General features: G+C 45.8%; 1 protein-coding gene. It reads left to right on the top strand.

Annotated elements, in window-relative coordinates; all coding sequences use genetic code 11:
• Nucleotides 1–529: 529 nt before the first annotated feature.
• Nucleotides 530–2,185, top strand: a complete 1,656-nt coding sequence (locus ACFQNG_RS15940; RefSeq protein ID WP_379866552.1) for a glycerol-3-phosphate dehydrogenase/oxidase — start codon at nt 530–532, stop codon at nt 2,183–2,185.
• The last annotated feature ends 518 nt before the right edge of the window (nt 2,186–2,703 follow it).

Genomic DNA, 2,703 nt, shown 5'->3' with positions numbered 1-2,703 from the left:
AGGAGCTCTTACGAGCTAAATGAACGAACACTTTTTCAGGTCACGCTTACTCACTCTTTAGTTTTCAGGGAATGCGCATTGCGCCTTTGATCCATGGTGATCAAAGGCGTTTTTTATTTTTTTGCATTCGTTATACCGAATCGAACAGGAGGGATTTTCAACGAGTTTGTCATAATTGATCTGCGATGGCTGTAAGTTGAATTTGATAACAGAATATTTTAAAATGTAATTATAAGACATTCACAGATGCAGAAATTTTTGCTACCAACTAAATGATCAAAAACGATGACAAGGATCACTCGCCCTCCGGTTGCCGAAAAAAAAGGAGACGACGTGGTTCTTTTTTATTTTTACAAGAAAACCGTTTCCGCGATGTGAACCTTCTTGCCGGAAACAGGTTCCGTTACACGACTAACAATGAGATGACTGTTGTCTGGATGGGACAGCGGAGTTGATCCGAAAAAGAGGGCAATGAGGCAATCGGCCATAGAGAATCAGGGCTTTCAGGATAGGAGAAGGGGGTTCCGACGTGATCAATACATTCTCTGTCAAAAGCAGGTGGCAAGCGCAACAAGAACTGCGTGGTCGGCAAGTCGATGTGCTGATTATCGGAGGGGGAATCACAGGTGCGGGGATTGCCTTGGATTGCCAGTCACGGGGGCTTGAAACGGTGCTGGTTGAAATGCAAGACTTCGCATCGGGCGCTTCCGGCCGTTCCACGAAGTTGATTCATGGCGGGTTGAGATACTTAAGAAAAGGAGAGTTTAAGTTAGTCAAAGAAGTCGGACGGGAGCGGGAGATTGTTTATGAAAACGGGCCGCACATTACGATGCCGGAACGAGTGGTTCTGCCGATCATAAAAGGAGGGGCGTATGGCAAATATTTAACCGCTTTGGGATTGACGCTGTACGACCAACTTGCTCAAGAGAAGAAGAAGGAGCGGTTTCGCTGGCTAAGCAAGACTGAACTGTCGGAGCAAGAGCCGCTTCTACGCGTAGAACGGGTAGTGGGGGCGGGACAGTACATGGAGTACCGCACAGACGACGCCCGGTTAACCATTGAAGTGATTAAAAAAGCAATTCGCTTTGGAGCGAAAGCATTTAATTATATGAGAGTGGAAGAGTTCTTGTATGAACAGAAACGAATTGTGGGAGTAAAAGTCAGAGACCTACTGATTAATAAAGTGTTCTACTGGTATGCGCGGAAAGTGGTCAATGCCACTGGCCCATGGATTGATAAACTTAGGAAAAAGGAAGGAATGAAACAAGATAAGCGCGTTGTTTTAACCAAAGGAGTTCATCTCGTCGTTGCTCATGATAAATTGCCGTTGCGTCAACCTGTTTATTTGCCGCATGTGGACGGTCGAATGATATTTGCGGTTCCGCGGCAAGGTAAAACGTATATTGGCACAACAGATACAGTTTATCATGGAGACCTTTCCCATCCGAGAGTAACCCGAGACGATCGGGATTATTTGATCCATGCAATCAATGAGGTATTTTCGCCTGTGCATTTGCGGAGCGAGGATATAGAAACGTGTTGGGCTGGTGTGCGCTCCCTAATATTGAAGAAGGGGAAAGCCATCTCCGATATTTCCCGTAAAGATGAGCTGTTTTTATCCTCATCGGGGTTAATATCCGTAACGGGAGGCAAATTGACGGGTTATCGAAAAATCGCACAAAGGGTGACCGACCTTGTAGCGAAGGAGATCCAGCAAGAGACCAAACGGCGATTTCGTTCATGCTTCACTCAATATATTTGTGTATCGGGCGGTGAAGTGGGCGGGGCGGATCGTTTTGCCGCTTTTGTGAAGAGTAAGGTGGAGCTGGGCAAGAACCTGGGCATGTCGGAATGGGAAGCTGAGGAACTGGTGCGTCGGTACGGCTCTAATGTGGATGCGGTGTTTGACTGGGTGAAAAAGCAACCCTTCCAAGACAAATGGGGTTTGCCGCCGAACTTGTACGCTTCGTTGATGTATGGATTAGAACAAGAGATGGTAGTGACCCCAACCGATTTTTTTATGAGACGCATCGGGGCTATGTATTTTGAAATTGACTTGGTTAAGAAATGGAAAGAGCCTGTTACGGCCTTGATGAGCCAATACCTCAAATGGAATAATGAACAGACGCAAAAAGCAATGAAGCTGTTGGAGAAGGAAATTCGGATCGCGACGGAAGTGATTTGAACAGAGGGTCTGGATGTGAGGGAACGGAACATCAGGTGGGCGGATAACAGTGTTTTTTGTCTCGGCGGACGTCGGCCAAAGAGAACGTAGTTAGCATTGTTGCCTCATGGTTTGGCATAAAACCGCCATACGTGGTGATCGCAGAATGCATAGGTGTGGACAACATCGTTCAAATGCCAGCACTGGCCATTTTTATCGAGGGACTCGGCTCACCTTTTTTTCTTTAGGGAAAGTTACCAAGGTCTTTAAATATAAAGAGCAGAAATGATAACCGAAGCTTTTGCGTGAACCCATTTCCGACTTGGTCGGAAAGATTTTTTATAAAAAAAGGGTTGCATTTGTTTTTTGACCATGTTATATTATTTCTTGTCGCCGCGATGCGGTGATCACAAAAAACAACGCACCTTGAAAATTAGATATGGAATAAAGCAACGAGGGTAAGAAGGAAGCATCGAAACGACCTTCTTACACTTTCAGTCAAGTTGCAAATCACCGGAGAGATACCGAGCGGCATAGCG

It is taken from the genome of Laceyella putida (assembly GCF_042665195.1).
Taxonomy (GTDB): Bacteria; Bacillota; Bacilli; order Thermoactinomycetales; family Thermoactinomycetaceae; genus Laceyella; species Laceyella putida.
This window is presented reverse-complemented; position numbering and strand designations above follow the sequence as displayed.